We start from the raw sequence: 25,294 nt of genomic DNA on the forward strand, positions 1-25,294 counted from the left end.
TCAGCGGAGCGGGTTGAACGGGCGCAGCTCGGCCGGCACCGTTCCGGTCACCATCTGCTCGGCGAGCAGCCGACCGGTCACCGGCCCGAGAGTGATCCCCCACATGCCGTGACCGCCCGCGACGAAGACCCGCGGCGACCGGGTCGCGCCGATGAGCGGCAGTCCGTCGACGGTGCACGGCCGCGAGCCGACCCACTCGTCCTGCCGGTGGTCGAGGTCCGCACCGCGGAGCAGGGGCCGGGCGGCCTCGACGATCGCCCGGATGCGCCGCCCGTCGAGGGCGGCCTCCGGCCGGCGGAACTCCATCATGCCGGCGACGCGCAGCCGGTCGCCGACCGGGGTGCAGGCGACCCGAGCGGCGGGGAAGTAGACCGGCCCGTTGGGCAGGTCCTCGACCTCGACGGAGAAGGAGTACCCGCGCCCGGCCTGGACGACGCGCCTGACCCCGAGGTCACGGGCGAGCGCCCCGAGCCAGGCGCCGGTCGCGACGACGACGTGGTCGAAGGTCTCCGCGGCCCCCGTGGACGTCTCCACGACGACGGCCGTCCCGACGTCGCGGAGCGAGGTCACCGCCCCACCGGTGACGATCTTGCCGCCCCGCGCGATGACGGAGTCCGCGAGCGCGGCCACGTAGGCGCCGGGGTCGACGAACCGCTGCCCGTGCAGCACGATCGCGGCGCCGATGGCGTCCGAGAGCGCCGGCTCGATCGCGCGTGCCTCGTCACCGGTGAGGACGTCGAAGGTGATGTCGCCGCCCTGGGCGCGGATGTGCTCGATCTCCTCGAGGAGCGTCGTGCGCTCGCCCGCCGTCCGGTACGCCGCAGTGAAGGGCCTCGCCTCGTGGGTCTCGGCGTCGACCCCGCCCTCCCGCAGCAGGTCGAAACTCGCGAGCGACAGGTCGTTGACCGGGACGAGCGAGCCCATCGCCCGCTTCCACGCCGGCATCGTCGAGTGGCGGGTGAAGCCGGCGACGAACTTGAGGAGGTTCGGGTTGGCGCTCGGCGGGACGTAGACGGGCGAGCTCGGGCTGAGGACCGCGCGCAGCCCGTACTTGAGGACGGCCGGCTCGGGCAGGGGCGTCGCGATGCCGGGCGTCAGCCAGCCGGCGTTGCCCCACGACGCGCCCGCAGCGACACCGTCGCGGTCGATGACGGTGACCTCGACGCCGCGGTCCTGGAGGAACCAGGCCGTCGCGAGGCCGACCATGCCGGCGCCGACCACGGCGACGTGCTCGGGAACGGGGAGTCCGGAAGGAGTGATCGAAGCCATGTCTCCCATGGTTGGGCACGCCGGCTTGCGCCTCATGGTGCTGTGGTCCCAAAGGTGACGCTGGTCGTTGTTTCTCCAGCACAATGGGCCGTATGCCGCTGAGCTCGCTTCCCGGCCCCCGTGGCCTTCCGCTGGCCGACGTCGTCGGCGCCCTCGGTGGGGGCCTCCTCCGCGTCGCGGTGACCGCTCCCGGTCCGGAGGTCGACGACGTCACCCTCGCCGAGCCGGCCACGGGGGTCTTCGGCCAGCAGGGCGACCTGCTCCTCGGGGTGGCGATAGAGACACCGGACGCGGCCGTCGGGCTTCTCGAGGCGGGCGCGGCGGCAGGCAGCGGCGCCGTCGTGCTCCGGCGCAGCGTGGCCCGGGCGCGGGAGGTCCGCGGTGCGGCCCGTCGCCTCGGCGTCCCGCTCGTCGAGCTGGCCGACCACGCCTCGTGGGCGCATGTCGTCTGGCTGCTCCGCGGGGTCCTCGACCGGGCTGCGACCGGGGCCGCCGTCCGCACCGACGGTCCGGTCCACGACGACCTCTTCGCGCTCGCCGACGCCTGCGCGGCCCTCGTCGAGGCGCCGGTCACCATCGAGGACACCCAGTCGCGGGTGCTGGCCTACTCGTCCCGGCAGGGCGTCGTCGACCCGATCCGGGTGTCGACGATCGTCGGTCGCAAGGTGCCCGATGCGGTGCTCGCGAGCCTGCGGGGGCGCGGGGTGTTCCGGCGCCTCGCGACCTCGAGCGACCCTTTCTTCGTCCCCGCCGACGGCGACCTCAGGCCGCGGCTCGTCATCCCGGTGCGGGCCGCGAACGAGTGGCTCGGCTCGATCTGGGCCGTCGTCGAGGAGCAGCCGCCGACCGAGACGATCCGGTCGCTGCAGCAGACCGCCTCGGTCGTCGCCCTGCACCTCCTGCGCCTGCGGTCCCAGACCGACCTCGCGCGCCGCGTGGCCGCCGACCGGCTCCGGACCCTCCTGTCGGGGAACCTCCACGACGTCGAGGCGTGGCTGCCGGCACCGCCGTGGCGGGTCGTCGTCCTCGCCGGCGACCCGGCGCTGGACCCGGAGACCCGGCTCGACACGTGGGAGTCCGCCTGTCGCCGGCACGGGTGGCGCCAGCCGTTGCTCGCGCTGCTCGACGACGAGGTGCTCGGGCTGGTCCGGGACGAGCCGGACGACGACTCCGCCGGATCCTGGCCGTGGCTGGCCGGCGTGTCCCGGGACCTCCTGGCGACCCGCCCCCACGTCCGGCTGTCCGCCGGGAGCGCGGTGCGCCGCCTGCCGCAGCTGACCCGGTCACGTCAGGAGGCCCTCGAGGTGCACCGCCTCGCCGTGGCCGACCGACTGCCCTCGAGGGCCACGGCCATCGAGGACGCCTGGGCCGAGGTGACGTGCGAACGAGCCGTGGGTGACCTCCGGACCGCCCTCTCGCACAGTCCGGTCGCGGCGCTGCACGTCCATGACATGGAGCACGGCACCGCCTACTGCGCAACGGTAACGGCCTGGCTCGACCACCCCGGCGACCCGCGCGCGGCCGCAGCTCGGGTCCACGTGCACCCCAACACGCTGCGCTACCGGATCAAGCACGTCGCGGACGTCGTCGACCTGGACCTCGCCGACCCGGTGACGCGACTGGCAGCGCGGCTCGAGCTCCGCGCGCTGGGCCACTGACCGGTCGCTACCGTGGGTCCGTGCAGATCGCACCCATGACGGCGGCGCACGGGCCGGCCGTCCTCGACATCTACGCCGCGGGCATCGCGGAGGGCGACGCGACCTTCGAGTCGACCGTGCCGACGTGGGAGGACTTCGACGCCGCTCGGCTGTCGCTGCACCGGTTCGTCGCCGTGGACGACCTCACAGCCGTGCTCGGGTGGATCGCCGCGTCTCCCGTGTCCTCCCGGCCTGCCTACGCGGGGGTCGCCGAGCACTCGGTCTACGTCGACCCGCGGGCGCGGGGCCGCCACGTCGGACGGGCCCTCCTGGACGCCCTGATCACCTCGACGGAGGCGGCCGGCATCTGGACCGTCCAGTCCGGGATCTTCCCCGAGAACGTGGCCAGTCTGGCCCTGCACCGCCGAGCCGGCTTCCGGGAGGTCGGGGTGCGGGAGCGGATCGGTCGACAGGACGGCCGGTGGCGAGACGTCGTGCTCCTCGAGCGCCGATCGCCCCACGTGCTCTGACGGCACCGTGCGGCGGTCGAGCCCTGGTCGCCTCAGGCCTTGCCCAGGTGGACGGTGCCGTCGGCGTCCACCCGGAAGCCCGGGTTGTACACGAAGTCCCACCGGAAGCCGTCGGGGTCGGCCACGCAGGCGCTGACCCCGCCCCACTCACGCTCAGCCGGCTCGGAGACCGCGGTGGCCCCGGCAGCCAGCCCAGCGGCATACAGCCTCGCGACGTGCGCCGGGTCGGTCACGTTGTGCCCGAGCGACACGGGAGGACCGGCCGACCCGTGCGCGACGTCGCCGTACTCGGACGGCATCTGCTCGACGTCCCACAGGGCGAGCAGCTGCCCTGGTGCCACTTGGACGAACGCGATCTCACCCGGGATCTCGAGGACCTGCCGGAAGCCGAGGCCGTCGACGTAGAAGCGGCGCGCACGCTCGACGTCACGTACGCCCAGCGTGATGGCCGTCAGGACTGGTGTGGAGGACATGCGAAAAGGCTAGGACGACCCACCGACAGCCCACCCTGACCGCGGAACGTCCCTGCCCCTGTCACCCGTACCGCCCGGTCAGTGACCGGCGAGGAGCCCCCGAACCTCGGTCTCGCGATACCGGCGGTGCCCGCCGAGGGTCCGGATCGAGGTGAGCTTGCCTGCCTTGGCCCAGCGCGTGACCGTCTTCGGGTCGACTCTGAACAGTGCGGCCACCTCTGCCGGCGTCAACAGCTTCTCCGTCTCGTGCCGATCCTGTGTCGTCATGGTCATTTCCCCACCACCCTGTCGCTCGAGCGGCGACACCGCATGGCCCGGAAAGGGCTCATTGGAGTCAGGTTAGGCCGATCGGCTCGTTGGCGGGAGCTGATTCGCAAAACCACATTCCCACCCATTCCACCCGTCCTTCGGGCCGCCGCGGCCGGTGGCCCGCGCGCGCCAGTGACGCAGGATTGGCTCCGCTCATGTAGCGTTAGCACCACGAGTACACACACATTCCCGGGGCCGCTACGCGGACGACGGAGAGCTTGAGGGCCCTTCGCCGAGCGATGCCGTCCCGGCACGACGCACGAGGGGGTCACGCCATGGGGCGCGGCCGAGCCAAAGCCAAGCAGACCAAGGTCGCACGGCAGCTCAAGTACTACACGCCAGACACGGACTTGAGCGCGCTCGAGCGAGAGCTGCACCGCGAGTCATCAAGTCCGAGCCGTGACGAAACGCCACGGCTCGACGACGATGACTACGACGAATACGGAAAGTGGGCCTCGGGCGAGCGCTGAGCTCGACCCCTCCACTTCCGGCCACACCTCGTGTGTCGGGTGCTCAACCGCCCGGCCGCGATGACGGCTGTCCGTTCAGGCCTTGGGGTGCTGCCCCACGACCTGGACGGCGCCGCCGTCGACCCCCTTCGCACCGCGCGTCACCTCGGCGTCAGCCGCGATGGTGGCGCGCTCCTCTGCGGTCACCTCGCCCAGCCGCCAGGCCCGGATGCCGCTGAGCTCGCTCAGCTCGATGGCCCGCTCCGCGTGGGCCTCGGGGAGGACCCCGACGAAGCCGACGCCCTGGTTCAGCGTGCGCTCGAGGTCGGTCTGCGGGACGCGGCCCAGGGCCTGGATGGTCTGGAAGACCGCGGGCGGGGCCCAGCTGGCCCGATCGATCCGGGCGAACATCCCGGTCGGCAGCACGCGGGCCAGGTTGGCGGCCAGCCCGCCGCCCGTGACGTGGCTCAGCGCATGCATCTCGACGCCCGCGTCGGCGATGAGTGAGAGCAGCGGCTTGGTGTAGAGCCGGGTCGGCTCGAGCAGCTCCTCCCCGAGCGTCCGCCCGAACTCGTCGACGTGCCGGTCCAGGGTCCAACCGGCCGACTCGATGACGCGCCGCACGAGGCTGAAGCCGTTGCTGTGCAGGCCGCTGCTCGCGAACGCCACGACGACGTCGCCGTCGCGCACCCGCTGCGGCCCGAGGACGTGCGCGTACTCGACGACCCCGGTCGCGGCGCCGGCCACGTCGTACTCGTCGGGCTCGAGCAGCCCCGGGTGCTCGGCGGTCTCGCCGCCGACGAGCGCGACGCCCGCCTCCTCGCAGGCCCGGGCGATGCCACCGACGATGGCGGCGATCCGCTCCGGCACCACCTTGCCGGTGGCGATGTAGTCGGTCATGAAGAGCGGCTCGGCCCCGCACACGACGATGTCGTCGACGACCATGCCGACGAGGTCGAAGCCGATCGTGTCGTGCTTGTCGAGGGCCTGGGCGATGGCGACCTTCGTGCCGACGCCATCGGTGCTCGTCGCGAGGATCGGGCGAGTCATCCGGGCGATCGCGCTCGCGTCGAACATCCCCGCGAAGCCGCCGAGGCCACCGACGACCTCGGGCCGGGTGGCGCGCCGGACCGACTCCTTCATCAGCTCGACCGCCTTGTCACCCGCCTCGACGTCGACGCCTGCGGAGGCGTAGGTGATCGGGGTCTGCGGCTCGCTCGTCACGGGCCAACCCTACCGGCGTCCCAGCGCCCGACCTCCACGCCCGACCTCCACGCCCGACCTCCACGCCCGACCTCCCCACCGGTCCGGTTCGAGGTATGGATCGACTCCTGGGGGTCGATGCATACCTCGAACGAAATGCCTCGATGCAACCGCTTCCACATCCCATCGGCGGGTGCGCGTTCGTCCACAGGAGCTCGAGGAACCCGAGCGGACCGAAGACCTTTCCCAGAGGGTGCAGCCCATGAACCAGGAGCGCAGCACCGCGGCGACGAAGACGGACGACGACCCTGAGGTCGCGAGACGGGCCCGAACCCGAGCCCGTCAGGACCTGGCTCGGGGGGCCGCCGAAAGCAGCGGAAGCGTCGTGTCACGAACCTTGCTCCGAGACGCGGGACTGAGCTATCTCGACATCCGCAGTGAGGTGGCGGCCGGCCGGTGGCGCACGCACGGTCTGCAGACGGTGGCGCTGCACTCCGGGGATCTCACCGTCGAGGAGCATCGGTGGCGCATCGTGTGGGAGACCGGCGGGGACATCGCCGCGATCGACGGGGCCACCGCACTCCAGGCCGCCGGTCTGCGGGCGTACACCGAGGACCAGATCCACGTCTCCGTGGTGCACCGGTGCACGGTGAAGAAGGTCGCAGGTTCGAGGCTCCACAAGGTGGTCCGACGGCTTCCGGACGAGCTCGTCGGCGCCGGGTTACCGCGCACGAAGTCACCCGTCGCCGCCTTGCGCGGCGCCTACTGGGCCGCCTCCGACCGACAGGCGGCGTTGATCCTGCTGATGACCGTCCAGCAACGGCTGGCCACCCCGGACCAGCTCCTGTCCTGGTCCAAGCGTCTGAGGGGCCGCAAGCGGCGTGGGTTCATCAGGGATGTCGTCGGCTACCTCGGTGATGGTGTGCAGTCACTCGGCGAGCTCGACTTCGCGAGACTGTGCCGCGCCCGCGGGTTGCCCGAACCCACTCGGCAGGCCCTGGTCGAAGGGACTCGTGGCCGGATGTACCTGGACGTCCGGTGGGATGCGCATCGGCTCGTCGTCGAGATCGACGGCGTGCAGCACCGTGAGGGTCTCCAGGTCAGCGCCGACAACCTCGGCCGGAACGAGGTCACCTTGAGAGACGACAGGGTCCTGCGGATCGACCTCATCGGACTGCGTCTGCACGAGGACGAGTTCATGGACCAGGTGGCCCGGGGGTTGAGCGTCGCCTGACCCACTGGTTCGAGGTGGGCCGCGACTCCTGGTGCTCGATCCATACCTCGAACCGCAAGGTCGGGGTCAGGGCGGTGGGTGGGTCAGGGGTGCTGGAGGGCCCCCGCGCCGCCGGTTCCGACCCCGAGGGCGACGCCGTCCACATCCGTGTCGACGGACCGGTCGTGCCCCGTGCGGACGGTGAGCGGCAGGGTCTCGAGGACGTGCTTGCCGACGCGGCCGTCCTCGGGCAGCTCGATGGGGTAGCGACCGGTGAAGCAGGCCGTGCAGAGCTCGTCGGCGGGCTGGCGGGTCGCCTCGACCATGCCCGCCTCGCTGATGTAGCCGAGCGAGTCCGCCCCGATGGACGCCCTGATCTCCTCGACCCCGAGGCCGGTCGCGATGAGCTCCGCCCGGGTCGCGAAGTCGATCCCGTAGAAGCAGGGCCACTGGACCGGTGGCGACGAGATCCGCACGTGCACCTCGGCCGCGCCGGCCTCGCGCAGCATCCGGACCTGGGCGCGCTGGGTGTTGCCCCGGACGATGGAGTCGTCCACGACCACGAGGCGCTTGCCCCGGATGGTGTGCTCGAGAGGGTTGAGCTTGAGCCGGATGCCGAGCTGGCGCAGCGTCTGCGAGGGCTGGATGAAGGTCCGGCCGACATAGGCGTTCTTGACGAAGCCCTGGCCGAACGGGATGCCGGACTCCTGGGAGTAGCCGACGGCGGCCGGCACCCCCGACTCGGGGACGCCGATGACGAGGTCGGCCTCGACCGGGTGCTCGCGGGCCAGCGCCCGACCCATGTCGACGCGGGCCTCGTGGACGACGCGGTCCCGGATCACGGCGTCAGGGCGAGCGAGGTAGACGTACTCGAAGACGCAGCCCTTGGGTTGCGGCTCGGCGAACCGGTGCGTGCGCAGGCCGTCCTCGTCGATGGCGATGAGCTCACCCGGCTCGACCTCGCGGATGACCGAGGCGCCGATCGTCTGCAGGGCCGCTGTCTCCGAGGCGACGACCCAGCCGCGCTCGAGCCGGCCGAGCGCGAGTGGGCGGACCCCCCAGGGGTCGCGCGCGGCGTAGAGCGTGTGCTCGTCCATGAAGACGAAGCAGAAGGCGCCGCGCAGCTTGGGGAACAGCTCGAGAGCCGCCTGCTCGGGCGTCTTGTCGGGGTCGGCAGCGAGCAGGGTCGTGACGAGGGCCGTGTCCGACGTGTTGCCCCGGGCCAGCTCGCCGGTCACGCGGGAGCCACCGAAGTGCTCGTCGACCATCGCCCTGAGCTCGACCGTGTTGATGAGGTTGCCGTTGTGCCCCAGAGCGAGAGTGCGGCCGCCGGAGCCGCCGAGCGTCGGCTGGGCGTTCTCCCACGTCGAGCCACCGGTCGTGGAGTAGCGCGTGTGGCCGATCGCGATGTGACCGCGCAGCGAGCTCAGGGCCGTCTCGTCGAAGACCTGGGAGACGAGGCCCATGTCCTTGTAGACGAGGATCTTCTCGCCGTCCCCGGTCGCGATCCCGGCCGACTCCTGCCCACGGTGCTGGAGTGCGTACAGCCCGAAGTAGGTCAGCTTGGCGACGTCCTCCCCCGGGGCCCAGACGCCGAAGACCCCGCAGGCATCCTGAGGGCCCTTCTCGCCGTGAATGAGGTCATGGGTCAACCGCCCGTCGCCGCGTGCCACTGCCCGATTCTCCCACAGATCGGACCAGGCCCGGTCCGCCTCGGACTAGGCCGACGTCAGCGGAGCGGTGGCCACGACCTCGTAGCGCGGACGCCGCCCGCGCCCCTCCCCGAGATGCGACTGAACGACCGCGACCTCGTCCGCCCGCCACACCGGCCCCTCATACGCCTCGAACGTCCTGATCCAGCGAGTCGCCTCGGTCGGCCGGCGGAACCGGCCCAGGGTGACGTGAGCGTGGAACCGGGTGCCGTCCGGCGTCGCCCCCGAACCGTTGGAGGCGGTGCGGATGCCGCTCGCCAGCCTCCGGAGGTCGCCGCGGACCTGCTCGACGTCGGTGAACAGCACCCGGGCGGCATAGGGGTTGGGGAAGGCTCCGGCCCCGGCCAGGCGCACCAGCGGAGCGGGGTGCCGGGCGGCCGTCGCGGCCACGGCCGCGCTGAGGTCGTCGAGCCGCCACTCCGCGACCTCTCCGAGGAAGGCGAGCGTGACGTGCCACTGGTGCCGGTCGGTCCAGCGCAGCTCGGAGGCACCCTGCTCGTCGGCCAGCCGGCGCGGCTCGACGTGCTCGGCGAGGTCGTCGAGGACCTCCTCCGGCGGGACGATGGCGATGAAGAGACGCATGCTGCCGGCGGGACCTAGTGCTGGCGCCCCGAGCGGTCGAGGAGGATGGCCAGGACCCCGGCGAGGCCGGCACCGACGAAGGCACCGAGGGCGCCCAGGAAGAGGACGGCCGTGCTCAGGGAGTACTGCACCGTCTGGCTGTAGCTCGGGCCGCCCGGCTCGCGCAGGCCGAACCAGATGCCCACGGCAAGGCCGAGGAACGCCCCGGTGAGGAGGAAGCGTTTGTGGTTGGGGATTCGCGCCGGCTCAGGACTCACCCCTCCAGCGTAGGCGACCTCAGGCGCAGCCCACCCAACGCCGGCCCACCCCGCCCGACACCCGGCGGCCCACCCTGCCGACCAACGCAGGGCCGCCGGCCCTCGGTCAGCGGAGGAAGAGCGCCCGCAGCCGGGACGCCGTGAACCAGACGCCCACCACCGACATGACGACGAAGTAGAGGGCGTGGCCGGCGGTGGCCGCCTCGAGGTGGCCGACGGCGAGGTGGCGCATCAGCTCGACGCCGTGCCACAGCGGCATCGCCTGGACGAACCACTGGATCGCCGTCGGGAAGACGTCGATCGGGAAGAGGGTCGCCGAGAAGAGGAACATCGGCAGCAGGGCGACCTGCAGGACGTCCATCTGCTGGAAGCTCTTGAGATAGCTCGTCACCGCCATCCCGATGCTGGCGAAGCCGACCGCGATGAGGAGGGCGACCGGGACCATGAGGACGGCCCAGAGGGACCCGACGAGGCCCATGCCGACCATGACGACCATGAACCCGATCGCGTAGAGGAACCCCCGGAAGAGGGCCATGAAGATCTCGCCGAGGGCGACGTCCATCGGGCCGAGCGAGGTCTGGAGCATGGCCTGGTAGAGGCGGGCGAAGCGCAGCTTGAAGAAGACGTTCCAGGTGGAGTCGTAGATCGCGCCGTTCATCGCCGAGGTCGCGAGCAGCGCCGGGGCGATGAAGGCGGCATAGCTCGTGGGCTCCCCGCCGGGGCCGGTGACGCTCCCGACGAGCCCGCCGAGCCCGACGCCCATGGCGAGCAGGTAGAAGACCGGCTCGAAGAAGCCGGACACCATGACGGCCCAGTTCTGGTTCCTGATGACCTTGAAGCCTCGCTCGATGACGGCGCGAGCATTGCCGCCGTAGAGGCCCGCCCACGGTCCGGGCACTCGGGTGGTCTCGGCCATGTCAGCTGCCCAGCCGTCGTGCGTAGATCCGGCGGCCGACGAGGATGCCTCCGAGCGCCAGGCCGGCGAGCACGGCAACGTGCACCAGGGTGAGCCACAGTGGCTCGCTGGCTCCGTAGGTCGCCTGCCGGGCGAGCTGGGTGCCGTGCCAGACCGGCGAGACCCAGCCGATCCACTGGAGGGCCACGGGCATGACGGACAGCGGGAAGAAGGTCCCCGCGAAGAGGAACATCGGCATGATGACGAACCGCTGGACGAAGGCGAACTGGTAGCCCTCGTCCTCGAGGCTCGCCGCGAACGCCTGGAGCGGCGCACCGAACGCCGCGGCCGTGAGCACCGCCGCCGGGACGGAGAGCCACGACCAGCCGCTCGGCGCGGCGTCGAAGAGGACGAGCAGGAGCCAGAACACCCCGGCCTGGACGACGAAGCGGACGAGCACCGCGACGAGCTGGCCGACCGCGATCTGCTCGGGGGTCGCCGGGGTGGCGTGTGGCCCGTAGTAGAGCCGCTGCCACTTGAAGCCGGCCATCACCGGATAGGTCAGCTCGCCGCCGACGGACATGACCACGGTGCTGACGAGCAGGGCCGGCCCGACGAAGACGAGGTAGGGGACGCCGTCGACGGACCCCGCGCCCCGGTCGACGAGGGCTCCGAGCCCGAGGCCGAGCGCGGTGAGGTAGAGCAGCGGTGTGACGACCATGTAGAGCAGGATCGACACGGCCCAGGCCTTCGCCCCTCGGAGCCAGGCCTCGACGAAGAACCACCAGCCCCAGCGTCGGGCGCGGCGAGCGAGCACCTCCGCCTCGGGCACCCGCCCCGACGCAGCGAAGCGGCCGAGGTCCGCGACCGTGCTTCCGTCAGTCAACGAGACTCCGCCCCGTCAGCCGCAGGAAGACGTCCTCGAGCGAGGACCTGCGCACGAGCGAGGTGATCGGGCTCAGTCCCCGCGCGGCGACCGCCTCCAGGGCCGCCTCGCCGTCGTCGGTGTAGACGAGGATCCGGTCGGGCAGGACCTCGATGCGCGAGCCGATGTCCTCGAGCTGCGCGACGACGGCCGCGTTGCGGTCCGCCCCGAACCGGACCTCGAGGACCTCACGCGTGGAGTGCTCGCGGATCAGCTGTCGGGGGGTGCCCTCGGCCATGATCCGTCCCCGGTCGATGACGACGAGCCGGTCGCAGAGCTGCTCGGCCTCGTCCATGAAGTGGGTCGTCACGACGAGGGTGACCCCGACCTCCTTGAGGCGGAAGAGCCGGTCCCAGAGCACGTGCCGGGCCTGGGGGTCGAGGCCGGTCGTCGGCTCGTCGAGGAGGAGCACCTTGGGCTCGTTGACGAGGGAGCGGGCGATCGTCAGGCGGCGCTTCATCCCGCCGGAGAGCGAGCCGACCTTGGCCGTGCCGCGGTCCGTGAGCTGGGCGAACTCGAGCAGCTCGTCCGCCTTGGCCCGCAGGTAGGAGTAGGGCAGACCGAAGTAGCGGCCGTAGATGATGAGGTTGTCGCGGACGGACAGCTCCTCGTCGAGGTTGTCCTGCTGCGGCACGACGCCCAGGTGGGCCCGCACCTCGGGCCCCCGCTCCGCCGGGTCGAGCCCGGCGACGAGCATCGAGCCGCCGGTCCGCTGCAGGGTGCCACCGATCATCCGCATCGTCGTCGACTTGCCGGCCCCGTTGGGCCCGAGCAGGCCGAACGACTCGCCGCGCGCGATCTCGAAGTCGATGCCGTCGACCGCGGCGGTCTGCCCGTAGACCTTGGTCAGACCGCGCGCGACGATGACCGGCTCACTCATCTCGGCCCCCTGCCTCGGCCGCGGTGACCGGCGGCCAGGGCAGCAGGGGCAGCAGCCCGTCGAGGTGAGCCCGTTGCCCGCTCGCCCGGACCTGCCCGGACGCCACCGCGTCGTGCCACGACAGGTCGCCGGTCACGAGGGCGAGCCAGGTCGCCGCGTCCGTCTCGATGACGTTGGGCGGCGTGCCCCGGCGGTGGACGGGCCCCTCGATGCACTGGGCGGCGCCGTGGGGTGGCACGCGCACCTCGACCGTGCGCCCCGGCGCGGCGGTGGCGAGCTCCTCCAGGCTGTAGCGGACTGCCGTGGCGGTGACGGCACGGTCGGCAGCGAAGCCGGCTGAGCGGCATACGGCCAGGGCGCGGCGGCCCTCGTCGACGGCGACCCGACGGCGCGGCGGCATCAACGCCACCTCGGCAGGACGTCGCTGACCACGGCGTCGAGCGTGTCCCGGCTGCTGCGGAACGGCTCGTCCAGGCGCGGCCAGTGCGTGATGACGTCGGTGAACCCGAGCTCGGCGGCCCGGCCGACCGCGTCCTCGAAGGCGGCCACGCTCGACAGCGCGAAGGTGGGCGACGCGTCGATGTTGAGATACCGAGCGACCGTATGCCGCTGACGTCCTCGCGCGTCGAGCGCCTCGTCGAGCACGTGGCTGTGTCGCGCGACGAGCGCCCACCACTCCTCGTCGGTGTCCGTCTGGCCACCGTAGGTCATCCACCCGTCGCCCCGCTCGGCGGCGAGGGCGATGGACCGCGGCCCGTTCGCGGCGATGACCAGCGGCAGCCGGGGACGGACCGGCCCCGGGCGGGTGACGGCGTCGCGGGCGGTGAAGAAGCGCCCCTCCGCGGTGACCCGCTCCTCGCGGAGCAGCCGGTCGAGCAGACCGGTGAACTCGTGGAACCGGTCGACCCGGTCCCGGAGAGAGAGGTCCTCGCCGGTGATCCGTGCGTCGAGGTCACCGCCCGCGCCGACCCCGAGGATGAAGCGACCCCCGGAGATGTCGTCGAGCGCCAGGACCTCGCGGAAGAACTGCACGGGATGGTGGTTGTTCGGTGACGACACGAAGGTCCCCAGCCCGACCCGGCTCGTCACGGCGGCCGCGGCCGCGAGGGTCGGGACCGCCGCGAACCAGGGCGACTCGGGCAGCCCGCCCCACGTGATGTGGTCGAAGGTCCAGGCGTGGTCGAACCCCATGGCGTCGACCTCGCGCCACAGGGGCTCGGCGACGGGCCAGGAGTGCTCGGGGAGAATCGTCATGCCGAATCGCATCCCCCGAACGTAGCCTGTCCGGGTGACTGGACTCGCCGAGCGGATCAGCCTGGAGCGCGACGAGCGTGGCGGCGTCACGGTGCACCTCGACGGCGCCCCGCAGTCCCACGTCCAGCTGGACGACCCGACGGTGCTCGTCTTCGAGTACGTCCAGCACCTCGCCCTGGCCATCGACACCTGCGCTCCCGCTCCCGCCCCGGAGCGGCTCGCCGTCACCCACGTCGGCGGCGGGGGCCTCACCCTACCCCGGTGGGTGGAGGCGACCAGGCCGGGCTCGCCGCAGATCGTGCTCGAGCCGAACGTCGCACTCACCGAGCTGGTCCGCCGCGAGCTCCCGCTCCCCCGCCGGCACCGCATCCGGGTCCGGGCGCAGGACGGCCTCACCGGGATCCGCGGACTGGGCACCGACTCCGCCCAGGTGCTCGTGACCGACGCCTACGCGGAAGGACGGATTCCCGCGGAGCTCAGCTCAGCGGCATACGTCCGGGAGGTGGCCAGGGTCCTCCAACCCGGCGGAACAGCTCTCTGGAACCTCGCCGACGAGCCCGGGATGCGTTACACCGCAAGGGTGCTCGCGACGATCGGGGCTGCGCTCCCCCACCTCGCCCTCATCGCGACGCACGAGGTGCTCAAGCGGCGCCGGTTCGGCAACAGCGTCGTCGTGGCGAGTGCTCGGCCGCTCCCCGAGGACGAGCTGCGCCGGGAGGTCGCCCGCGCCAACCTCCCCACCGGCCTTCGCACCGGGACTGACCTCGTGCGTGTCATCGCGGGGGCCCGGCCGCTCGACGACGCCGGCCTGCCGAGCCCGCCGGCGCCGGACGCGAGCGGGTGGCGCGTCGTCTGAGACTTCGCGCGCTGCCCATCCGGCGTCACCCCCGCGTCGCCCGGAATCCACCTGAGGCCGCTGCCCTGGACGGGTCCCCCCTCTGACCCGGCCCCGCGCGGTGGGCACCGGATGTCAGACCCAGCTGCCGCGCTCGCCCCAGCCCCACATGGACTGGTAACCGCCCGGGCTGCCGTAGGCCGACGGGCCCCGGTCACCGAGATAGCTGCCGATGACGGCGGCGCCGAGGTCGTCGAGCTCGGGCGCGACGACGCGACCGTCGACGCGGCGCGCCATCTGGTCGACGAAACGCGCCAGCCCCGGGTCCTCCCCGAGCCGGAAGAACGTCGTCCGTGCGCCGAGCCGGCCCGCTGCCTCGAGCTCGCGGATCGTGCACGCGACGGTGAGCGACGACGGCGGGTAGCTGAACCAGGTCTCGCCGGACGACGTGAGGTGGGAGGTCGGCTCACCGTCCGTGACGACGAGGAGCACCGGCTGCGCGTTGGGGTGCCGGCGGAAGTGCCGGTTGGCGAGGAGCAGGGCGTGGTGGAGGTTGGTCCCCTTGTCCCACAAGGCGTCCAAGGCTGTGAGCTCCTCGATGTCCATCGTGCGGGCCGTGCGTCCGAAGCCGATGAGCTCGAGGTGGTCCCCGCGGAACCGGGTCCGGATCAGGTGGTGCAGGGCGAGGGCGGTGCGCTTCATCGGGACCCAGCGACCGTCCATCGCCATCGAGAAGGACGTGTCGGCGAGGAGGGCGACCGCGGCCCGGGTGCGCGACTCCGTCTCCGCGACCTCCACGTCCCGAAGGTCGAGCCGTATGCCGCTGAGCCGGCTCCCGCTGCCCGGCCCCCTCGTCGGGGTGGCTGGGTCGGCCCCGTCGGCGGACGCGGTCCGGAGCACCGCGTTGGTCACGGTCCGTGTCACGTCCCATGGCTGCGTGTCACCGAACGCCCACTCACGGCTCGCGCCGGAGGGCTCGCCCGCGGCACCGGCCTGGCGCTGGTCGCGTTGGCCCGGGCGGGCGGACATCCGGTCTGCGACGTCGCGGAGCAGCGCCTTGCCGAGCTGGCGCATGGCCTTCGGTGAGAGGGTCAGCTGGCCGTCGGAGGTGCGCCTGAGGTAGCCGCTGTTGCGCAGGGCCCGCTCGAGCTCGGCCAGGGTGCGGGCGTCGACGGCCGCCTCGGGGCCAAGCTGACGGGCGAGCTGGTCGAGGTCGACGTCGTCGAGGCGGGCACCGGCGTAGGACTGGGCGAGCGCCTCCGCGAGGTCGTCGAGCTCCGCGAGGTCCTGCACGGCGCCGGTGCCGTCACCGAGCCCCAGCCCCTGGTCTCCCTCGAAGCGCTCGCTGCCGTCCCAGTCCTCGCCGGGTCGCAGGGCGCGGAGGTTGTCGTCGAGGCGGCCGAGCTGGTTCACCAGGTCGGGAGAGCCGAAGGCCTGCTGGGAGAGGGCCATCAGCTCCGCGCGCTGCTCGGGTGTCATCGAGTTGAGCATCCGCTGGGCCGCGGCGGAGCGTTGGGCGAGGGCGTCCATCAGTTCGTCGATGCTCTGCGGGTTCTCCGGGAAGAAGTCCCCGTGCTTGTCCATGAAGTCCCTGAAGAGGTCGTCGGTCGGCTCCCCGCTGCGATGCGCCTCGAGCAGGTTGTTGAGGTCGTCGAGCATCTCGTTGATGCGCTTCCGGTCCTCGTCGGTGGCCCCCTCCAGGGCCTGCTTCAGGCCGGCGAACCGCTGGTCGAGCAGCTCGCGGCCGAGCAGGTCCTTGATCTGCTCGTAGGCCTCCCGCGCGTCGGACGAGCGCCACGGGTAGTCGGACAGCTCGGACACCGCCGCGGCGGTCGACTGCGGCAGGTTGCCGATCCGCATCTCGGCGAAGCGCGCGTCGTCGTCGAGGTCGCGGGCCAGCTGCTTGCGCTCGGCCAGCACCGCCTGGTCGAGCAGCTCGCGCACCTCCTGCATCGTGCCGTCGAGGTGGTGCCGCTGCAGGATCTCGCGGCGCCGCTCGGCGACCCGACGGGCGAGGTCGTCCAGGCCCTGCTGGGCGCGACCGCCCCGACGGAGGAACTCGCGCATGGCCCGCTCGGGGGACCGGCCGGACATGACCTCCTCGCCGATCGCCTCGAGGGCCTCGGCGAGGTCGACCGGTGGCGCGAGGGGGTCCGGACCGTCGACGTAGCGCCCGTAGCGCGTCCGGCTCATGGGGCACCCCTCGATCGCGTCATCCGTAGACCGTCTCCCCGCCGCTCGTCTCCTTGCTGATCCGGCGGGCGAGGTAGAGACCCTCGAGGGCGAGCTCGATGGCGCTGGCCCGCTCGCCGTCGTTGGTGGCCGCGAGCCGGTCCCACACCTCGTCGTAGAGCTCGGACTCGCCGAGCACCGGCAGACCCGCAAGGACGTCTCGGGCCGGCACCTGCTCCCCGGTCGACACGAGGGCGCCGCTCTCGATCGCGTCGACGAGGAGGGCGAAGTCGATCCCCCGGAAGTGCCGGGCGACCGTCTCGGCGACGGCCGTGCGGAGCAGGTGGGTGAGGATGTCGCGCTCGCGGCCCTCCTCGCCGGTCTCGAACTCGACCTTGCCGCCGAGGACGTCGACCGCTCCGTCGAGGTCGACGGGGCGCGCGACGGCGTCGTCCTCGCCCTGGGTGGCAGCCCGGTGGCGGGCGGCGGCGGCGATGGTCTCGGCGGCCGCGATCGCGAAGCGGGCACTCACCCCCGACCGCTGGTCCACGGCGCTCGACTCGCGCAGGTGCCGGGCGAACCGGGCCAGCACCTCGACGAGCGCGTCGGGCACGTCGGCCTGGAGTCGCGACTCCTGACGGATCACGGCGATCTCGTCCTCGATCGCGACCGGGTAGTGCGTGCGGATCTCCGCGCCGAAGCGGTCCTTGAGCGGGGTGATGATGCGGCCGCGGTTCGTGTAGTCCTCCGGGTTGGCGCTGGCCACGACGAGGACGTCGAGGGGCAGCCGGAGGACGTAGCCGCGGATCTGGATGTCCCGCTCCTCCATGACGTTGAGCATCGCGACCTGGATGCGCTCGGCGAGGTCGGGCAGCTCGTTGATGGCGACGATGCCGCGGTGGCTGCGCGGGATGAGTCCGAAGTGGATCGTCTCGGGGTCACCGAGCAGCCGTCCCTCGGCCACCTTCATCGGGTCGACGTCCCCGACGAGGTCGGCCACGGAGGTGTCCGGGGTGGCGAGCTTCTCGGCGTAGCGCTCGTCGCGGTGCCGCCACGCGACGGGCAGGTCGTCGCCGAGCTCGGCGGCCCGGCGTGTGGAGGCCGGGGTGATCGGCTCATAGGGGTGCTCGCCCAGCTCGGCCCCCTCGATCACGGGAGTCCACTCGTCGAGCAGGCCGACCAGGGTCCGCAGGAGCCGGGTCTTGCCCTGGCCCCGCTCGCCGAGCAGCACGACGTCGTGCCCGGCGATGAGGGCGCGCTCGATCTGCGGGATGACCGTGTCGGCGAAGCCGTGCAGCCCCGGCCACGGGTCCCGGCCTTCACGCAGCGCCTCGAGAAGGTTGTCGCGCAGCTCGGCCCTGAGGTGCTTCTGCACGTGGCCGGAGGCGCGCAGCGCCCCGAGGGTGGTGATCGCAGGGGGTTGAGTCACGTCCTCACGCTAACCCGGGGAGTCAAGACCCTCCCCCGTCGAGAGTGCACTTCGTGCCGCCCCGGGGGGCCGACGGACTCGACAGGGACTGCGCACTCGACTGGGTCAACGCCCGCTCCTAGCTCGACGAGTGTGCACTTCCTGGCGCCACGGGGCGGCCGACGACCATCCCCCCGAGCAGGTCCGGCGAGAAGGCGGCAGCGGTCTGCGGGTCGAGTTCTGCGCCCAGTCCGTCGAGGACGGTCGCGAAGAAGCACCTCGCCGAGACCGCGAAGACGACGTCGGCGACGTCCGCGTCGGACAGCCCCACGTCCCGAAGCCGCTGGACGTCCGCCTCGGTCACCCGAGAGGCCTCGGCAGCCACCATCGTCGCGAACTCGTAGATCGCCCGGTCCTGTTCGTCGAGCTCGCTGCCGTCCGGATGCGTGGCGATCGAGCGGACGGCCTCCTCGTCCCCGCAGACGTCCCGCAGGAACATCGAGTGAGCGACGGTGCAGTAGGTCGAGCGCCGAGCCCGGGCGGCCGCGATGGTCGCCATCTCGTAGCGCCGGCGGTCCATGCCGCCCCGAACTGCGAGGTTCAGCGCAGCCCAGGCCTGCGCGACGTCCGGACGGTGCGAGAACGCGGTCGCATAGTTGGGCAGGAACCCCCACATCTTCCGCTGCGACTCGTAGTACGCGGCGACCTCGCCCTGCGCCTCGCCCTCGGGCACCCCATCGATGAACATCCACCGATTGTCGGGGCAGTCGACAGGTGCGACAAGCAGTTCAGGAGTACCTTGCGCACGAGGGACCAGAGGCCTCAGCACGGCTGACGCAGATCAGGACAGGGGGCCCGATGGGGCAGCAGATGAACGAGACCCTCGATCGCCCCGGGCGCACCCGGGCACCCGGGCTCAGCGACGCCTTCGGCGATCTCCTGCGCCGGCCACTCACCATCCGTGCCGCCATCGTGCTGCTGATCGCCCACCTGGTGGCGGTCGGTGTCCTCCTCGACCGTCAGAGCGCGACGCTCGAGCGGATCGAGCGGCAGGCCTCGTTCACCTCTGAGGTCGCCGCCCCGTTCCCGGACGCGGATCCGGAGGCGTGCTGGCTCGTCGGAGCGGCCGCGTACGCCGATGGGCGGGGCCCGGCCCTCGTCGCCCAACTTGCCTCGGCGCCACTCCTGTCGGCGTGCGTCCACGCGGCCCATGAGGGCGCCATGGGCCGCAGCATGGCCCGCTGAACCATCCCCTGGGGGCCTGCGGCGGTCGGGCGCTGAGTCGTCACGAACTGCACACTCGACCAAGGGGAAAGGGGATCCCGGGTAGCCGGCCCAGGGTAGCCGGTCCAGGGTAGCCAGCCCAACGGCATACGACCCGAGGCCGGGGAATCAGTCGACCCAGACGCGAGCGTTGCGGAACATGCGCAGCCACGGGCTCTCATCCGCGGCCGGGCCGGCCGTCCATGACATCTGGACGTTGCGGGCCACCCGCTCCGGGTGCGGCATCATCGCGGTGAACCGGCCGTCCGGCGTCGTCACGGCGGTGAGTCCGTCGGGCGAGCCGTTCGGGTTGTGCGGATAGGTCAGGGCCGGTGCGCCGCGGTGGTCGACGAAACGGGCCACCCGCGCGACCCCACCCGCGTCGCCCTGCGCAGCGAAGTTCGCAAAGCCCTCACCGTGCGCCACCGCGATCGGGATGCGGCTTCCCGCCATTCCCGACATGAAGATCGACGGTGACTCGAGGACCTCGACGAGGGTGAGCCGGGCTTCGTACTGCTCCGACCGGTTGCGGGTGAACCGCGGCCAGGCCTCCGCACCGGGGATCAGCTCGGACAGCGCGGCGAACATCTGGCAGCCGTTGCAGATGCCGAGGCCGAAGGTGTCCGCACGGTGGAAGAACGCGTGGAAGTCCTCGGTCAGCCGCTCGTTGAAGAGCACCGACCGGGCCCAGCCCTCACCGGCACCGAGGGTGTCGCCGTAGGAGAAGCCCCCGCACGCGACGAGCCCGACCACGTCGGCGAGGTCGAAGCGGCCGGTCTGCAGGTCGGTCATGTGGACGTCGTAGGTCTCGAAGCCGGCCCGGTCGAAGGCGAACGCCGTCTCGACGTGGCTGTTGACGCCCTGTTCGCGCAGGATGGCGACCTTGGGCCGGGCGCCGAGCCCCACATACGGCGCCGCGACGTCCTCGGTCGGGTCGAACGTCGGAGCGACCACGAGCCCCGGGTCGTCATCGGCGCCGAAGGCCGCATGCTCCTCCTCGGCGCAGACGGGGTTGTCCCGCAGCGCCGCGATCCGCCAGGACACCTCGTCCCAGGCCTGGGCGAGGTCGCGCACCGACTCGTCGAGCGCCGACTGCCCCGCCACGGCCACCCGGACCCGCCGTTCCCCGTTGGTCCGGCCGACGGCGCTGACGAGCTCACCGAGGCCGTGGTCGCCGAGCACCTCACGGACGACCGGCACCTGGGACGCGGCCACGCCGAGCACGACGCCGAGCTCCTCGGCGAACAACCCCGCCAGGGACGGCACCTCGAGGTCGAGCCCGGTCGCGCTCGCGAACGCCATCTCGCACGCGGCGGCCCACAGCCCACCGTCGGAGCGGTCGTGGTAGGCCACCGTGATCCCTCGGCCGCGCAGGTCGGCCAGCGCACCGGCGAGCCCGCTCAGGCGGGCCGGGTCGTCGAGGTCGGGCACCTCGGTCCCGAACGCACCGGACACCTGGGCGAGGATCGAGCCGCCGAGGCGGTTGCGGCCGGCGCCGAGGTCGACGAGCAGCAGCTCGGCCGGCTCAGCGCCCGTGGGCAGCAGCGGCGTCCACGTCCCCCGCACATCCGGCAGCGAGGCAAAGGCGGACACGACGAGGGACACCGGGGAGGTGACCTGCCGGTCCTCGCCGGTCGACGGGTCGGTCCAGCGGGTGCGCATCGACAGCGAGTCCTTGCCGACCGGCACCGAGATGCCGAGGGCGGGGCACAGCTCCATCGCGACGGCCTCGACGGTGTCGTAGAGCGCCGCGTCCTCGCCGGGCTCACCGCACGCCGCCATCCAGTTGCACGAGAGCTTGACGCCGGCCAAGCCGTCCACGGGGGCGGCGAGCAGGTTGGTCAGCGCCTCCCCGACGGCCATCCGCCCGGAGGCCGGCGCGTCGACCGAGGCGAGCGGCATCCGCTCCCCGCTGGCCATCGCCTGCCCGGCGAAGCCGACGTGGTCCGACAGGGTCACGGCGACGTCGGCGACGGGAACCTGCCAGGGGCCGACCATCTGGTCGCGGTGGCTGAGGCCACCGACGGTCCGGTCGGCGATGGTGACGAGGAAGCGCTTCGACGCGACCGTGGGGTGACGAAGCACGGCGTATGCCGCTGAGCTCAGCTCCAGCGCAGCGACGTCGAGCTCGTCCCCCACTCGCGTCACCCGGGTGACGTCGCGGGTCATCCGCGGCGGCTTGCCGAGCAGGACCTCCATCGGCATGTCGATGGGCCGGTCGTCGTCGGGGCGGTCCTCCGAGGCTGGCGCGAGCACGAGCTGCGCATCCTCACTGGCGACGCCGACGACGGCGTAGGGACAGCGTTCCCGGTCGGCCAGGCCCGCGAGCCGAGGCAGCGACTCGGGCGCGATGGCCAGGACGTAGCGCTCCTGGCTCTCGTTGCACCAGATCTCCTTCGGCGCAAGCCCGGACTCCTCGAGCGGGACCGCGGACAGGTCGAAACGCGCCCCGAGGCCGGCGCCGTCGACGAGCTCGGGGAAGGCGTTGGACAGGCCGCCCGCACCGACGTCGTGGATGGCGAGGATCGGGTTGTCGGCGCCGAGCTTCCAGCAGTGGTTGATGACCTCCTGCGCCCGTCGCTCGATCTCGGGGTTGCCGCGCTGCACGGAGTCGAAGTCGAGCTCGGCGGCGTTGGTCCCGGACGCCATCGAGGACGCCGCCCCGCCGCCCATGCCGATCCGCATCCCCGGACCCCCGAGCTGCACCAGCAGCGTCCCGGCCGGGAAGATGATCTTCTCGGTCTGGTCGGCGCTGATCGAGCCGAGCCCGCCCGCACTCATGATCGGCTTGTGGAAGCCCCGTCGCACGCCGTCGACGGTCTGCTCGTAGACCCGGAAGAACCCGCCGAGCCCCGGCCGGCCGAACTCGTTGTTGAAGGCCGCGGCACCGATCGGCCCCTCGACCATGATGTCGAGCGGAGTGGCGATGTGCTCCGGGGCGCCGTAGACCTCACGCTCCCACGGCTCGTCCGTGCCGGGCAGGTGGAGGTTGGACACGGCGAACCCGGTCAGGCCGGCCTTCGGCTGGCTCCCCCGACCAGTCGCGCCCTCGTCGCGGATCTCGCCGCCGGCGCCGGTCGCGGCACCCGGGAAGGGGCTGATCGCCGTCGGGTGGTTGTGCGTCTCGACCTTCATGAGGACGTGGACCTCGTCCTCGCGGGCGACGTAGCGGCTCGGGCCGTCCCCCTCGCCCTCGGGGATCCACCGGGTGACCGGGCCGCCGGCCATGACCGAGGCGTTGTCCTTGTAGGCGACGATCGTCCCGGCCCCGGCGACGGCCTCGGTGTGCCGGATCATCCCGAACAGCGACCGCGTCTTGACGTCGCCGTCGACGATGAAGTCGGCGTTGAAGATCTTGTGGCGGCAGTGCTCGGAGTTGGCCTGTGCGAACATCATCAGCTCGACGTCCGTCGGGTTGCGGCGCAGCCCGGTGAACGCCTCGACGAGGTAGTCGATCTCGTCCTCCGCGAGCGCGAGGCCGTAGGCAGCGTCCGCCTCCTCGATCGCGGCCCGGCCGCGGCCGAGGACGTCGACGTGCTCCATCGGCTCCGGCAGCCGCTCCTCGATGAGGGCCCGGGCCGCGTCGACGGACGGCAGCGCCGACTCGGTCATCCGGTCGTGCAGCACCTCGGCCGCCGCGACCCAGTCGTCCTCGCCCAGCGCGGCAGAGGAGATGACGTGGTACTCCGTGACGCGCTCGACGCGCCGGACGTCCACACCGCAGTTGTGCGCGATGTCGGTCGCCTTCGACGCCCACGGCGACAGCGTCCCGAGCCGCGGTGCGACGACGACGGTCGCCCGGTGCTCCCCCGTGGGCTCCGGGTCGGGCGGCGGGCCATAGGTCAGCAGACGCGTCACCGTCGCCAGGGTCGCGTCGTCGAGCGGGCCGGAGCTCGCCACCTGGTGCACGTGCCGGGACGACAGGCCCGTCACCGACGGCGCGACGGCCTGCAGTCGGACGAGCAGGGCCGCGGCCCGGAACGGTGAGAGGGCGCTGCCGCCCGGGACGGTGGTCAGCACGAGCTCGTGCGACGAGGCCATGGCGTGCGGTCTCCCGATGGTCCGAGGGGGTGGCAAGGGCTGGCTGCCGGGTCAAGGTTACCGGTCACGCGCTGATGCCCCGGGCTCGTCCACCCGGGGAGAGCGGGTGGCGCGGCGGGACGGGGAGCGAGCCCAGCGGCATACGGCATCCTCCGGGGACGGCGTGAGGGCCACCCCCGAGCGGGAGTGGCCCTCACGTGACCGTCGTTCAGGCGGTTCTCACAGGCCGGCGACGCGGCTGTCCGGAGCCGTCAGGCCGGGGTTGGCCTTGAGGAACGAGACCAGGTTGGCCAGGTCCTCGGGGCCGCCGACGATGTTCGTCCCGTCCGTGAAGCCGGTGAACAGGTCACCGCCGTCGGCGAGGAAGTTCAGCGTCGACACCCGGTAGGTCGCGTTGAGGTCGAGCGGCACGCCGTTGAGCGCCATCGTGCCGTTGACGACCCGGCTGCCCTGCGGCTGCGAGGCATCCCACTCGTACGTGAAGCCCTCGGACACGCCGAGCGCGAGCATGGGGCGCGAGCCACGAGCCGAGACCGGCTGGTACTGCTGCTCGAGGACCGTCTTGATCTGCGCGCCCGTGAGGTCCATCGAGACGAGCAGGTTGCCGAACGGCGCGACGAGGTAGGCCTCCTCGTAGGTGATCTCGCCCGGCGCCTCGCCGTTGGTGATCGCGTCGTAGACGAAGGACCCACGCACCCCGCCGACGTTCATGAAGGAGATCTGCGCGCCTCCCTCGTTGGCGTCGTCGGTGCCCCAGAGGATCGAGTCGGCGACGAGGTCGGCCATCGGCGTCTCGATGCCGCGGTTGCCCCCGGCGTCACCGGTGATGTCCTCGGCCACCGAGCCGACGACCTCACCCTTGATCGGGCCGGCGAGCTCGTTCCACTTGGCGAGGATCGCGGTCTGGGTGGCGTCCGCCTGGACGGCCGCACGCGCCACGAGGTGGTTCGTCGCCGACGAGGCGGACCGCACGACGTCCTTGTTGCGACGGTCGATGACGAGGTTGGTCTCGGTGACGACGCGCCCGTAGGACGCCGCACTCGTGACGAGCCGGTCCACGCCGTCCGGGTCCGGGATCTGGCAGATGTAGGCCTGGTGCGTGTGGCCGGTGATGACGGAGTCGATCTCGGGGTCGAGCTGCGCGGCGATCTGCACGATCGGGTCGGTGATGCCCTTGCACTCGTTGTAGGTGCCCTCCTGGTAGCCACCTTCGTGCAGGAGCACGACGATCGCCTCGACGCCCTGCTGCTTGAGGATGGCGGCCTGCTTGTTCGCGGTCTCCACCTCGTCCTTGAAGTCGACCGAGGCGACGCCCTTCGGGCTGACCAGGGTCGGGGTCGCCTTGAGCGTCATGCCGATGAAGCCGACCTTGACGCCGTCGAACTTCTTGACCCACGTCGCCGGCAGGAGCGGCTGGCCGTTGTCCTTGCGGATGACGTTGGCGGCGAGCCACTGGAAGTCCGCGCCCGCGTAGGGCTGGTCCGGGAAGTAGCAGCCGTCCTCGGGGTGACAGCCGCCCTGCTGCATGCGGAGCAGCTCGGCGGTGCCCTCGTCGAACTCGTGGTTGCCGACGCTCGACACGTCGAGGCCCATCGCGTTGAGCGTCTCGACGGCGGGCTCGTCGTGGAACATGCCGGACAGGAAGGTGGAGCCACCGATGAGGTCACCCGCTGCGACGGTCGCGGTGTTGGAGTGGCCGGCGCGGAGCTCGGCCAGCGTCGAGGCGAGGTACTCGGCCCCACCCACGTCAACGCCGCCGATCGGTCCGGTCTCGTTGTTCTTGGCCTCGAGGTGGCCGTGGTAGTCGTTGAACGACAGGAGCTGGACCGACATGGTCGCGCTCGGGTTGGGCTTCGGCTTGTCGTTCTTCGCCTGGGCGGGGCTGACGGCGAGTGCCGTGGCCCCCAGCAGCGCCGCTGCCCCCACAGCGACGACGCGGCTGATGCGGTGCGTCATGTGAGCTTCTTTCCTGAGAGGTGGTGCCGAC

23 protein-coding genes are annotated in these 25,294 nt (G+C 72.1%); 6 read left to right on the top strand and 17 right to left on the bottom strand.

All coding sequences use genetic code 11. From position 1 onward, the window contains the following. Positions 1–1,269 carry an NAD(P)/FAD-dependent oxidoreductase gene (locus INTCA_RS16245; RefSeq protein WP_041307882.1) on the bottom strand — a complete coding sequence of 423 codons (1,269 nt, stop codon included), beginning with the start codon at positions 1,267–1,269 and terminating at the stop codon, positions 1–3. A gap of 92 nt (positions 1,270–1,361) precedes the next feature. Between INTCA_RS16245 and INTCA_RS16250 the strand changes: the two genes are divergently transcribed. Together INTCA_RS16250 and INTCA_RS16255 are read left to right on the top strand one after the other, a co-directional pair. Beyond that, positions 1,362–2,927, top strand: a complete 1,566-nt coding sequence (locus INTCA_RS16250; RefSeq protein WP_041307884.1) for a PucR family transcriptional regulator — start codon at positions 1,362–1,364, stop codon at positions 2,925–2,927. A 20-nt stretch (positions 2,928–2,947) separates the two neighbouring features. Beyond that, a complete protein-coding gene (locus INTCA_RS16255) occupies positions 2,948–3,436 on the top strand; it encodes a GNAT family N-acetyltransferase (RefSeq protein ID WP_013494016.1) in 489 nt (162 codons plus the stop codon). A 32-nt stretch (positions 3,437–3,468) separates the two neighbouring features. On the opposite strand, the gene INTCA_RS16260 is transcribed toward INTCA_RS16255, so the two are convergent. Both INTCA_RS16260 and INTCA_RS16265 read right to left on the bottom strand, forming a co-directional pair. Further along, positions 3,469–3,909 (bottom strand): VOC family protein, encoded by a 441-nt coding sequence (locus INTCA_RS16260; RefSeq protein WP_013494017.1) that lies wholly within the window; start codon positions 3,907–3,909, stop codon positions 3,469–3,471. A gap of 78 nt (positions 3,910–3,987) precedes the next feature. Beyond that, positions 3,988–4,176 (bottom strand): BldC family transcriptional regulator, encoded by a 189-nt coding sequence (locus INTCA_RS16265; protein ID WP_013494018.1) that lies wholly within the window; start codon positions 4,174–4,176, stop codon positions 3,988–3,990. Positions 4,177–4,493: 317 nt separating this feature from the next. On the opposite strand from INTCA_RS16265, the gene INTCA_RS16270 reads away from it, so the two are divergent. Further along, complete coding sequence (locus INTCA_RS16270; RefSeq protein WP_013494019.1) at positions 4,494–4,688, top strand: DUF3073 domain-containing protein; 195 nt, start codon at positions 4,494–4,496, stop codon at positions 4,686–4,688. A 75-nt stretch (positions 4,689–4,763) separates the two neighbouring features. Here INTCA_RS16270 and purM read toward each other — a convergent pair whose 3' ends face one another. Further along, entirely contained in the window at positions 4,764–5,891 is a 1,128-nt protein-coding gene (gene purM / locus INTCA_RS16275; RefSeq protein ID WP_013494020.1) for a phosphoribosylformylglycinamidine cyclo-ligase, read from the bottom strand. A 241-nt stretch (positions 5,892–6,132) separates the two neighbouring features. Here purM and INTCA_RS16280 point away from each other — a divergent pair, with 241 nt between their 5' ends. Continuing rightward, entirely contained in the window at positions 6,133–7,104 is a 972-nt protein-coding gene (locus tag INTCA_RS16280) for a hypothetical protein (RefSeq protein WP_013494021.1), read from the top strand. An 83-nt stretch (positions 7,105–7,187) separates the two neighbouring features. Here the strand turns inward: INTCA_RS16280 and purF are convergent, their stop codons facing one another. The 8 genes from purF to INTCA_RS16320 all read right to left on the bottom strand — a co-directional run bounded on the left by purF (position 7,188) and on the right by INTCA_RS16320 (position 13,600). Continuing rightward, positions 7,188–8,756 carry an amidophosphoribosyltransferase gene (gene purF / locus INTCA_RS16285; RefSeq protein WP_013494022.1) on the bottom strand — a complete coding sequence of 523 codons (1,569 nt, stop codon included), beginning with the start codon at positions 8,754–8,756 and terminating at the stop codon, positions 7,188–7,190. A gap of 45 nt (positions 8,757–8,801) precedes the next feature. Further along, positions 8,802–9,377: an RNA 2',3'-cyclic phosphodiesterase gene (thpR, locus tag INTCA_RS16290; protein WP_013494023.1), complete on the bottom strand. Its 576-nt coding sequence runs from the start codon at positions 9,375–9,377 to the stop codon at positions 8,802–8,804. 14 nt (positions 9,378–9,391) lie between these two features. Then, complete coding sequence (locus INTCA_RS16295) at positions 9,392–9,634, bottom strand: hypothetical protein (RefSeq protein WP_013494024.1); 243 nt, start codon at positions 9,632–9,634, stop codon at positions 9,392–9,394. Positions 9,635–9,740: 106 nt separating this feature from the next. After that, a complete protein-coding gene (locus tag INTCA_RS16300) occupies positions 9,741–10,550 on the bottom strand; it encodes an ABC transporter permease (RefSeq protein WP_013494025.1) in 810 nt (269 codons plus the stop codon). Between the two features lies 1 nt (position 10,551). Beyond that, positions 10,552–11,415 carry an ABC transporter permease gene (locus INTCA_RS16305; protein WP_013494026.1) on the bottom strand — a complete coding sequence of 288 codons (864 nt, stop codon included), beginning with the start codon at positions 11,413–11,415 and terminating at the stop codon, positions 10,552–10,554. Continuing rightward, positions 11,408–12,334, bottom strand: coding sequence for an ABC transporter ATP-binding protein (locus INTCA_RS16310; RefSeq protein WP_013494027.1), 927 nt, complete (start codon positions 12,332–12,334; stop codon positions 11,408–11,410). Before INTCA_RS16310 ends, INTCA_RS16305 begins: the two co-directional genes overlap by 8 nt. Continuing rightward, positions 12,327–12,734, bottom strand: coding sequence for a sterol carrier family protein (locus INTCA_RS16315; RefSeq protein ID WP_013494028.1), 408 nt, complete (start codon positions 12,732–12,734; stop codon positions 12,327–12,329). The genes INTCA_RS16310 and INTCA_RS16315 overlap by 8 nt, the downstream gene beginning before the upstream one ends. Further along, entirely contained in the window at positions 12,734–13,600 is an 867-nt protein-coding gene (locus tag INTCA_RS16320; RefSeq protein ID WP_041307888.1) for an LLM class flavin-dependent oxidoreductase, read from the bottom strand. Before INTCA_RS16320 ends, INTCA_RS16315 begins: the two co-directional genes overlap by 1 nt. A gap of 22 nt (positions 13,601–13,622) precedes the next feature. Between INTCA_RS16320 and INTCA_RS16325 the strand changes: the two genes are divergently transcribed. Next, on the top strand, positions 13,623–14,444 hold the full coding sequence (locus tag INTCA_RS16325; RefSeq protein ID WP_013494030.1) for a spermidine synthase: 822 nt from the start codon (positions 13,623–13,625) through the stop codon (positions 14,442–14,444). A 114-nt stretch (positions 14,445–14,558) separates the two neighbouring features. On the opposite strand, the gene INTCA_RS16330 is transcribed toward INTCA_RS16325, so the two are convergent. From INTCA_RS16330 to INTCA_RS16340, 3 genes are all read right to left on the bottom strand, one after another. Continuing rightward, positions 14,559–16,616: a vWA domain-containing protein gene (locus INTCA_RS16330; RefSeq protein WP_013494031.1), complete on the bottom strand. Its 2,058-nt coding sequence runs from the start codon at positions 16,614–16,616 to the stop codon at positions 14,559–14,561. Between the two features lie 19 nt (positions 16,617–16,635). Then, the gene (locus tag INTCA_RS16335) at positions 16,636–18,024 is read right to left on the bottom strand and encodes a magnesium chelatase ATPase subunit I (protein WP_013494032.1); all 1,389 of its coding nucleotides are present in this window, start codon (positions 18,022–18,024) and stop codon (positions 16,636–16,638) included. Positions 18,025–18,142: 118 nt separating this feature from the next. Then, on the bottom strand, positions 18,143–18,751 hold the full coding sequence (locus INTCA_RS16340; protein WP_013494033.1) for a carboxymuconolactone decarboxylase family protein: 609 nt from the start codon (positions 18,749–18,751) through the stop codon (positions 18,143–18,145). 122 nt (positions 18,752–18,873) lie between these two features. Between INTCA_RS16340 and INTCA_RS16345 the strand changes: the two genes are divergently transcribed. After that, positions 18,874–19,248 (top strand): hypothetical protein, encoded by a 375-nt coding sequence (locus tag INTCA_RS16345; protein WP_148236649.1) that lies wholly within the window; start codon positions 18,874–18,876, stop codon positions 19,246–19,248. A gap of 147 nt (positions 19,249–19,395) precedes the next feature. Here INTCA_RS16345 and purL read toward each other — a convergent pair whose 3' ends face one another. Next, entirely contained in the window at positions 19,396–23,307 is a 3,912-nt protein-coding gene (purL, locus tag INTCA_RS16350) for a phosphoribosylformylglycinamidine synthase (RefSeq protein ID WP_013494035.1), read from the bottom strand. 219 nt (positions 23,308–23,526) lie between these two features. Further along, a complete protein-coding gene (locus INTCA_RS16355; RefSeq protein ID WP_013494036.1) occupies positions 23,527–25,263 on the bottom strand; it encodes a bifunctional metallophosphatase/5'-nucleotidase in 1,737 nt (578 codons plus the stop codon). Between the last annotated feature and the right edge of the window lie 31 nt (positions 25,264–25,294).

Source organism: Intrasporangium calvum DSM 43043, from assembly GCF_000184685.1.
GTDB lineage: Bacteria > Actinomycetota > Actinomycetes > Actinomycetales > Dermatophilaceae > Intrasporangium > Intrasporangium calvum.

Bases quoted from the DNA above. Each gene is read 5' to 3' on its own strand.
- INTCA_RS16340 (WP_013494033.1), bottom strand. From the start codon at position 18,751: ATGTTCATCGATGGGGTGCCCGAGGGCGAGGCGCAGGGCGAGGTCGCC.
- INTCA_RS16265 (WP_013494018.1), bottom strand. From the start codon at position 4,176: ATGACGACACAGGATCGGCACGAGACGGAGAAGCTGTTGACGCCGGCA.
- INTCA_RS16280 (WP_013494021.1), top strand. From the start codon at position 6,133: ATGAACCAGGAGCGCAGCACCGCGGCGACGAAGACGGACGACGACCCT.
- INTCA_RS16315 (WP_013494028.1), bottom strand. From the start codon at position 12,734: ATGCCGCCGCGCCGTCGGGTCGCCGTCGACGAGGGCCGCCGCGCCCTG.
- INTCA_RS16330 (WP_013494031.1), bottom strand. From the start codon at position 16,616: ATGAGCCGGACGCGCTACGGGCGCTACGTCGACGGTCCGGACCCCCTC.
- INTCA_RS16260 (WP_013494017.1), bottom strand. From the start codon at position 3,909: ATGTCCTCCACACCAGTCCTGACGGCCATCACGCTGGGCGTACGTGAC.
- INTCA_RS16270 (WP_013494019.1), top strand. From the start codon at position 4,494: ATGGGGCGCGGCCGAGCCAAAGCCAAGCAGACCAAGGTCGCACGGCAG.
- INTCA_RS16320 (WP_041307888.1), bottom strand. From the start codon at position 13,600: ATGCGATTCGGCATGACGATTCTCCCCGAGCACTCCTGGCCCGTCGCC.
- INTCA_RS16310 (WP_013494027.1), bottom strand. From the start codon at position 12,334: ATGAGTGAGCCGGTCATCGTCGCGCGCGGTCTGACCAAGGTCTACGGG.
- INTCA_RS16355 (WP_013494036.1), bottom strand. From the start codon at position 25,263: ATGACGCACCGCATCAGCCGCGTCGTCGCTGTGGGGGCAGCGGCGCTG.
- INTCA_RS16250 (WP_041307884.1), top strand. From the start codon at position 1,362: ATGCCGCTGAGCTCGCTTCCCGGCCCCCGTGGCCTTCCGCTGGCCGAC.
- purL (WP_013494035.1), bottom strand. From the start codon at position 23,307: ATGGCCTCGTCGCACGAGCTCGTGCTGACCACCGTCCCGGGCGGCAGC.
- thpR (WP_013494023.1), bottom strand. From the start codon at position 9,377: ATGCGTCTCTTCATCGCCATCGTCCCGCCGGAGGAGGTCCTCGACGAC.
- INTCA_RS16245 (WP_041307882.1), bottom strand. From the start codon at position 1,269: ATGGCTTCGATCACTCCTTCCGGACTCCCCGTTCCCGAGCACGTCGCC.
- INTCA_RS16345 (WP_148236649.1), top strand. From the start codon at position 18,874: ATGAACGAGACCCTCGATCGCCCCGGGCGCACCCGGGCACCCGGGCTC.
- INTCA_RS16300 (WP_013494025.1), bottom strand. From the start codon at position 10,550: ATGGCCGAGACCACCCGAGTGCCCGGACCGTGGGCGGGCCTCTACGGC.